Here is a 7,702-nt window from a genome sequence, read left to right on the forward strand (position 1 = left end):
GGGCCGGCCGTCCTTGCCGGGCTGGGCCGCCCGGCGCGGCTCGGCGGCCTTGCGAGGGTCGGCGGACCTGCGCGGCTCGGCGGCCTTGCCGGGCCGCTCGCCGGAGCGCTGCGGGGGCGCGGCCGGCCGCCGCTCGCCCGGGGTGCGGGGTCGTCGGGGCTCGGTCACCGGGTGCCACCCCCGCTCGGGCTCACCGGGTCCACCCGCAGCGCGGGACCGCCGGTGGCCGGGTCGGCCGCACCGCTCGCCGACGCGTCGGGGCCGCCGGCCGACGGCGAGGCCGGGGCGCCCGGGGACGGCGGCGCGGCCGGGACCGCGCTGCCCGCGCCGGGCCACAGGTCGGCGCCGGAGCGCTTGACCGGCGGGCTGTCCTTGGCGGCGCCGGGCGAACCGACCACCTTGCCGTCGTCCTGCAGGAAGGCCGGGTCGCCGCCGGGCACCATGCCGAGCTGCCGGGCCGCCTTCTCCAGCGCGTCCGGCGCTGCGTCCCGGTCGATCTGCTGCTGCAGTTCCTGCTGCTGCTCGGTCAGCACGGTGGTCTGCTGGCGGAGTTTGGCCAGCTGGATCGACCCGTCGTTGAGCGAGGTGTTGAGCATCAGCAGCCCCAGCAGACCGACCGTCAGCAGCAGCACCACCAGGACCGCGAACGGTGTGCGCCCCCGGCCGCCGCGCGCCCTCCCCGGGCGCACGGTGATCCGCGCCCGCCCCAGCTGCCCGGGCAGCAGCCTGCCCTCCTGGATGCCCTTGCCGGCCGCCTGCGCCATCGTCTCCTGGTTTCCCCTCACAACCTCGCCCGCCTTCGCCCCCCGCTCGGGCCCTGGTGCCCCGGGTGTCTACCGCTTCCGGTCCGTGGACCGGGCGGCTCTGATCCTCTCCGCCACCCGCAGCCGCACGGGCGCGGCGCGCCGGTTCTCCTCGATCTCCGCCTCGGTGGCCAGCTCGGCGCCCCGGGTGATCAGCTTCAGCCGGGGCTGGTGCTCCTCCGGGACGAACGGCAGCCCGGGCGGCGCGGTGCTGGCGGCCCCGGCCGCGAAGTACTGCTTCACCAGCCGGTCCTCCAGCGACTGGTAGGACATCACCACCATCCGGCCGCCGACCGCGAGCACGTCCAGCGCGCCCGGGATGGCCCGGTCGAGCACCTCCAGCTCGCCGTTGACCTCGATCCGCAGCGCCTGGAAGGTCCGCTTGGCCGGGTTCCCGCCGGTGCGCCGGGTCGCCGCGGGGATGGCGTTGCGCACCAACTCCACCAGACGCGCGCTGGTGCTGAACGGTTCCTTGGCCCGCTCCCGCAGGATCACCGAGGCGATCTTGCCGGCGAACCGCTCCTCGCCGTAGACCTTGAGGATCCGGGCCAGGTCGCCGTGGCTGTAGGTGTTCAGCACCTCGGCCGCGCTCAGCCCGCGGGTCTGGTCCATCCGCATGTCCAGCGGCGCGTCCTGGGCGTAGGCGAAGCCGCGGTCGGCCTCGTCCAGCTGCATCGAGGAGACGCCGAGGTCGAAGAGCAGCCCCTGCACCTGGTCGATGCCCAGCTCGGCCAGCACCTCGGGGATCTCGTCGTAGACCGCGTGCACCAGGGTGGCCCGGTCGCCGAACGGGGCCAGTCGCTCCCGGGACAGCCGCAGCGCCTCCGGGTCCCGGTCCACCGCGACCAGCCGCACCTCGGGGAACTGGGTCAGCAGCGCCTCGCTGTGGCCGCCCAGGCCCAGGGTGGCGTCCACCACCACCGCGCCGGGCGCGGAGACGGCCGGGGCCAGCGCGTCCATGCAGCGCTGCAGCATGACCGGGACGTGCTTGGGACTGCCAGTGGCCATGCGCGCGGGCGCCTTTCCTCGGATGCGGGGCCGCCGGCCGGCCGCCAGCACGGCGCCGGGAAGCGGGTGGATCCGACCATTCTGTCCCACGGCGGTCCGGCCGCCGGACGCCGCCCGTGGTCCCCGCCCGCTCGCGGACCTGCTCGGCGGTGCACACCGGTCAGGTCCCGGGGGAAGGCGGTGCCGCCCGGCGCCGGGGAAGGTGCGTCAGGTGGCACGGAGCGGGAGGAGGCCGCGGGCCGCGTACGGACCGTCAGACTACCGCTCGTGCGCCCGCCACCCGGTGGCGCCACGCGCGCCCTATGCGCTCCGTCACACCGACCCCTGTGTTCCAGCGCGACCCCACCACGGCACGAAGGTTCCTACTACCGTCGTACTCATGACAGTGACTCCTGAACAGTCGTCCCAGGACGACGCCACTGCCGACGCCAGCATCGTCGACCGGTTCGTCACGGCCAACCGGGAGTACGCGGTCACCTTCCGCGACGGCGGCATGGACGCCCGGCCGGTGCAGAAGGTCGCCGTGGTCGCCTGCATGGACGCCCGCCTCGACCTGTTCGCCGCGCTCGGCCTGGAGCTGGGCGACGCGCACATCATCCGCAACGCCGGCGGCGTGGTCACCGACGACACCATCCGCTCCCTGACGATCAGTCAGCGCGCGCTCGGCACCCGGTCGGTGGCCCTGATCCACCACACCGGCTGCGGCCTGCTCGGCCTCACCGAGGACTTCCGCCGCGAGCTCGAACTGGAGGTCGGCCAGCGCCCGCAGTGGGCGGTGGAGTCCTTCGTCGACCTGGACGGCGACGTGCGGCAGTCCATGCAGCGGGTGCGCACCTCGCCCTTCCTGGTGCACACCGAGGACGTCCGCGGCTTCGTCTTCGACGTGCACACCGGCCTGCTCCGCGAGGTCCACTGACCCCGACCGTGCGGGCCCGGTCGACGGCGTCCGGGCCGGCATCGCTCCATCGGGTGACTTTCGGCCTCTGGTCAGGGAAGAATGCGCCCCAACGGTCGGGACCGGACAGGCGGACCCGGCGTGAGGAGGGGCGAGGAGCTTACGGGTGACGACCTACAACGAGCAGACCGGCATCGACCGCACCGGGTCGACCACGCCGGCCGCGGGGGCACCGTTGGGTCTGCCTGAGCTGAACGCGGTGGTCGACCGGGTTCGGGCCTCGGTGGAGAGCGTGATCGAGGGCAAGCCCGAGGCCGTCCGGCTCGCGCTCACCGTGATGTTGGCCGAGGGGCACCTGCTCCTGGAGGACGTCCCGGGCGTCGGCAAGACCATGCTGGCCAAGGCGCTGGCCCGGTCGGTCGACTTCACCGTGCGCCGGATCCAGTTCACCCCCGACCTGCTGCCCTCCGACGTCACCGGCACCAACGTCTTCGACCAGCAGCGGATGGACTTCGAGTTCCGCCCGGGCGCCATCTTCGCCCAGATCGTGGTCGGCGACGAGATCAACCGCGCCTCGCCCAAGACCCAGTCCGCGCTGCTGGAGTCGATGGCCGAGCGCCAGGTCACCATCGACGGCACCACCTACGAGCTGCCGTCGCCGTTCATGGTGATCGCCACCCAGAACCCGGTCGAGATGGAGGGCACCTACCCGCTGCCCGAGGCCCAGCGCGACCGCTTCATGGCCCGGATCTCGATCGGCTACCCGAGCCCCGAGGCCGAGCTGGCGATGCTGGACGTGCACGGCGGCGCCTCGCCGCTGGACGACCTGCAGCCGGTCGCGCACGCCGCCGACGTGCTCAAGCTGATCGACCTGGTGCGCACCGTGCACGTGGCCGACAGCGTGCGCCGGTACGCGGTCGACCTGGTCACCGCCACCCGCACCTCCCCCGAGCTACGACTGGGCGCCTCCCCCCGGGCGACCCTGCACCTGATCCGGGCCGCCCGGGCCGCCGCCGCCCTGCAGGGCCGCGACTACGTGGTCCCGGACGACATCCAGGCACTCGCCGTACCGGTGCTGGCGCACCGCCTGCTGCCCACCGCCGAGGCCCAGCTGAACCGCCGCGGCGCCGAGCAGATCGTCCAGGAGCTGGTGCACCGGCTGCCCGTCCCGCAGGGTCGCTGAGGTGGCGGCACCGAGCGACCCGACCGGCTGGCGGACGGGTCTGCGCGGGCTGACGACCCGCGGCCGCTCCTTCCTCGCGGCCGGCATCACCGCGATCCTCTGCTCCTACCTGCTCGGCCAGGAGGCGCTGCTGCGGGTCGGCCTGCTGGTGACCGCGCTGCCGCTGGTGGCGGTCGCGCTGCTGCTGCGCACCCGCTACCGGGTGGCCAGCGGCCGGCGGCTCTCCCCGCACCGGGTGCCGGCCGGCCAGGAGGCCCGGGTGCACCTGCGGGTGGACAACATCTCCCGGGTGCCCACCGGCCTGCTGATGCTGGAGGACAAGGTCCCCTACCTGCTCGGGCCGCGGCCGCGCTTCGTGCTGGACCGGGTCGAGCCGCGGGGCTTCCGCGAGGTCTCCTACCGGGTCCGCTCCGACCTGCGCGGCCGCTACCCGCTGGGCCCGCTGCAGCTGCGGCTGACCGACCCGTTCGGGATGTGCGAGCTGACCCGGGCGTTCAGCTCCGCCGACACCCTCACCGTGGTGCCGCAGGTCCAGCCGCTGCCCGCGATCAAGCTGGCCGGCGAGTGGGCCGGCTACGGCGACTCGGTCACCCGCGCGGTGGCGCTGGCCGGTGACGACGACACCGTGCCGCGCGAGTACCGGCACGGCGACGACCTGCGCCGGGTGCACTGGAAGTCCACCGCCAAGTACGGCGAGCTGATGGTGCGCCGGGAGGAGCAGCCGCTGCGCGCCCGCGCCACCGTGCTGCTGGACACCCGCGAGGTCGGGCACCGCGGCAGCGGCCCGGCCTCCTCCTTCGAGTGGGCGGTCTCCTGCGCCGCCTCGGTCGCCGGCCACCTGCTGGAGCGCGGCTACCAGACCCGGCTGCTGACCGACACCGGGGTGCAGGTGCCGCAGGACGCCAAGAGCAGCACCGGCGGCTCGGTCAGCGAGTCGATCGGCCTGCTGCTGGACACCCTCGCGGTGGTCCAGTACTCCAGCGGCGGCGGCCTGGGCCGCGCCGAGGAGGCACTGCGGCTGGGCGGCGAGGGCCTGCTGGTGGCGGTGCTCGGCACGCTGGACGACGAGCAGAGCGCGAGCCTGGCCCGGCTGCGCCGGCGGGCCGGCGCCGCCGTCGCCTTCGTGCTGGACACCGGCAGCTGGGTCGGCCTCGGCCAGCTCTTCCCGGACGCCTCCGACGAGTCCACCGACCGTCAGCTGCGCCTGCTGCGCGAGGCCGGCTGGACCGTGCTGCCCGCCCGGGCCGGCGACTCGGTGGCCGAGCTGTGGCGGCGTGCCGACGTGCACGCCCAGACCGTCCCGACCGCCGGCCGTCCGTTCGACACCGGCCGTCCGTTCACCAGGGGGGCGAACGCATGACCACCCGAGCCCGGCTGACCCTCTACAGCGCACTGGCCAGCGCGCTGGCCATGCTCGGCCTGTCCCCGCTGCTGCGCCCGGAGGGCTGGCTGCTGCCGACCCTCGGACAGGTCGCGGTGGTGGCCCTGGTCGGCGCCGCGCTGCGCCGGTTCGGCACCCCGCGACCGCTCGTCCCGGCGGGCCAACTGGTGGTGGCGCTCTACCTGCTGGTGCTCGGCTCGGTCGGCCCGTCGATGACGTTCGGGGTGCTGCCGCTGCGCCCCGCGCTGCACGACTTCGCCGCCCTGCTGACCGGCGCCCCGAACGACATCGCCAACTACGCCATCCCGGCCCCGGCCACCCCGAGCCTGCGGCTGCTGCTGATCGGCTCGGTGGCCCTGGTCGCCGTCCTGGTCGACGCCCTCGCGGTGACCTACCGGCGCGCGGCGCTGGCCGGGCTGCCGCTGCTGGCGCTGTACTCGGTGGGCACCGGCCTGGCCGGCAGCCAGACCGGCGCGCTCTGGCTCTGGTTCCTGTGCACCGGCGGCGGCTACCTGATGCTGCTGTTCGCCGAGGGCCGGGACCGGCTCTCCCGCTGGGGCCGGGTCTTCCGCGGCACCGGCGCCACCGAGACCGGCGGCGGACTGTCCACCGGCGGCCACCTGACGGGCATCCTGACGCTGGTCGGCGCCCTGCTGATCGGCGGCATCGTCCCGGCCTGGGACGGGCTCGACCTGGTCAACGGCGGCGGCTTCGGCAACGGCGGCACCGGCGGCTCCGGGCACGGCAGCATCAACGCGCTCAACCCGGTGGTCTCGCTGGCGGACGGGCTGCGCCGCCCGGAGAACCAGGTGGTGATCCGCTACCACGGCACCGACCCGGCGCTGCGCACCGCCTACCTGCGCACCACCGCGCTGGACGACTTCAACGGCACCGACTGGCAGCCCGGCAACCAGCCCGCCAACTCGGTCCCCGACCCGATCCCGGCCCCCGAGGGCCTGGACAAGTCGGTGTCCGCCGCGCCGATGACCACCGACGTCTCGATCTCGGACTCGCTCAGCTCGCAGTGGCTGCCGGTGCCGTACCCGCTGCAGAAGGCGGAGCTCAAGGGCGACTGGCGGTACGAGCCGGAGTCCGGCTCGCTGATCGGCGCCAAGAGCCAGAAGTCCAACGGCATGCGGTACACGGTCACCTCGCTCGACGTCGGCCCGACCGCCGACCAGCTGCGCCAGGCCCCCGCCGCGCCCGGCCCGGTGCTGCAGAAGTACACCCAGCTGCCGGCCAACCTGCCGGGCGTGGTGCGCACGACCGCGCAGCAGGTCACCGACGGCGCGGCCACCGACTACGACAAGGCGATGGCGCTGCAGACCTGGTTCACCGTCACCGGGAACTTCGTCTACAGCCCGTCGGTCGACCCGGGCACCGGCCCGCAGGCGATCGCCAAGTTCCTGCAGGACAAGCGCGGCTTCTGCGTGCACTTCGCCGCCACCTTCGCGGCGATGGCCCGCTCGCTGGGCATCCCGGCCCGGGTGGCGGTCGGCTTCGCCCCCGGCGACGACCTGGGCGGCGGCAACTACCAGGTCGGCACCAAGGACTACCACGCCTGGCCGGAGCTCTACTTCAGCGGCGTCGGCTGGACCAGGTTCGAGCCCACCCCCAGCCGCGGCGTGGCACCCGCCTACGGTGCGCCGGCCCCGGTGACCACCCCGACCAGCACCGCCCAGCAGCCCACGGCCACCCCGACCGGCGGCGACACGGCGGCGCCCAGCGCCGGCGCCAGCTGCGCGCCCCAGCTGCGCCGCCAGGGCGGCTGCCCGGACCAGAACCTGGCGACCCCGGACCTGGTGCGCAGCACGGACCGCGGGCTCCCGGTCCAGCTGATCGTGGCCCTGGCGGTCACCGGCGCGGTGCTGCTGCTGGCCGCCACCCCGATGCTCTGGCGCCGGCGGCTGCGGCGGCGCCGACTCGGCGAGGGCCGGCGGCGGCCCGGCGGCCCGGGCGGCGGCGGGCTGACCGAGGCCCAGGTGCTCGCGGCCTGGCAGGAACTGATCGACACCGCCTGGGACCTGGGCATCCCGCCGGACGAGTCGCTCAGCCCGCGGAACACGGTGGCGCGGATCAACGAGGCCGGGCAGCTGGGCGAGCGCGGCCGGGCCGCGGCCGGGCGGGTGGCGCTGGCCACCGAGCGGGCCCTGTACGCCCGCGACCCCGGCCCGTCCACCCCGCTCGGCCCGGACGTGCGGACCGCCCGGGAGAGCCTGCGGGCCGCGGCCGGGCGTCGGCGGCGGCTGCGCGCGGAGCTGCTGCCGCCGTCCACCGCCCGGGTGTTCTGGCGGGTCGGCGACGCCGTCCGGTCCCGGCGGGAGCGGGCGGCGGCCTCGGCCGGCCGGCTGCGCGAGCGGCTGATCGCTCCGCTGCGGCGGTCGAAGGGCTGACACACGCGAAGTGGGCGGGTGATCCGATCGGATAACCCG

The 7,702-nt window shown here is 75.2% G+C and carries 6 protein-coding genes; 4 read left to right on the plus strand and 2 right to left on the minus strand.

Translation table 11 applies throughout. The features are described from left to right. Positions 1-164 precede the first annotated feature (164 nt). Together ACFW1A_RS35880 and rsmH are read right to left on the minus strand one after the other, a co-directional pair. A complete protein-coding gene (locus ACFW1A_RS35880) occupies positions 165-785 on the minus strand; it encodes a cell division protein FtsL (RefSeq protein WP_380416891.1) in 621 nt (206 codons plus the stop codon). Between the two features lie 48 nt (positions 786-833). Next, positions 834-1,811 (minus strand): 16S rRNA (cytosine(1402)-N(4))-methyltransferase RsmH, encoded by a 978-nt coding sequence (rsmH, locus tag ACFW1A_RS35885; RefSeq protein ID WP_380416894.1) that lies wholly within the window; start codon positions 1,809-1,811, stop codon positions 834-836. Between the two features lie 379 nt (positions 1,812-2,190). Here rsmH and ACFW1A_RS35890 point away from each other — a divergent pair, with 379 nt between their 5' ends. The 4 genes from ACFW1A_RS35890 (at position 2,191) to ACFW1A_RS35905 (ending at position 7,663) form a co-directional block, all read left to right on the plus strand. Further along, entirely contained in the window at positions 2,191-2,727 is a 537-nt protein-coding gene (locus ACFW1A_RS35890) for a beta-class carbonic anhydrase (protein ID WP_380416896.1), read from the plus strand. Positions 2,728-2,899: 172 nt separating this feature from the next. Next, the gene (locus tag ACFW1A_RS35895) at positions 2,900-3,889 is read left to right on the plus strand and encodes an AAA family ATPase (RefSeq protein WP_380416902.1); all 990 of its coding nucleotides are present in this window, start codon (positions 2,900-2,902) and stop codon (positions 3,887-3,889) included. A gap of 1 nt (position 3,890) precedes the next feature. Further along, on the plus strand, positions 3,891-5,249 hold the full coding sequence (locus ACFW1A_RS35900; RefSeq protein ID WP_380416898.1) for a DUF58 domain-containing protein: 1,359 nt from the start codon (positions 3,891-3,893) through the stop codon (positions 5,247-5,249). Continuing rightward, entirely contained in the window at positions 5,246-7,663 is a 2,418-nt protein-coding gene (locus ACFW1A_RS35905; RefSeq protein WP_380416900.1) for a transglutaminaseTgpA domain-containing protein, read from the plus strand. Before ACFW1A_RS35900 ends, ACFW1A_RS35905 begins: the two co-directional genes overlap by 4 nt. Positions 7,664-7,702 lie beyond the last annotated feature (39 nt).

This window comes from Kitasatospora sp. NPDC058965, assembly GCF_042741245.1.
Lineage (GTDB): Bacteria > Actinomycetota > Actinomycetes > Streptomycetales > Streptomycetaceae > Kitasatospora.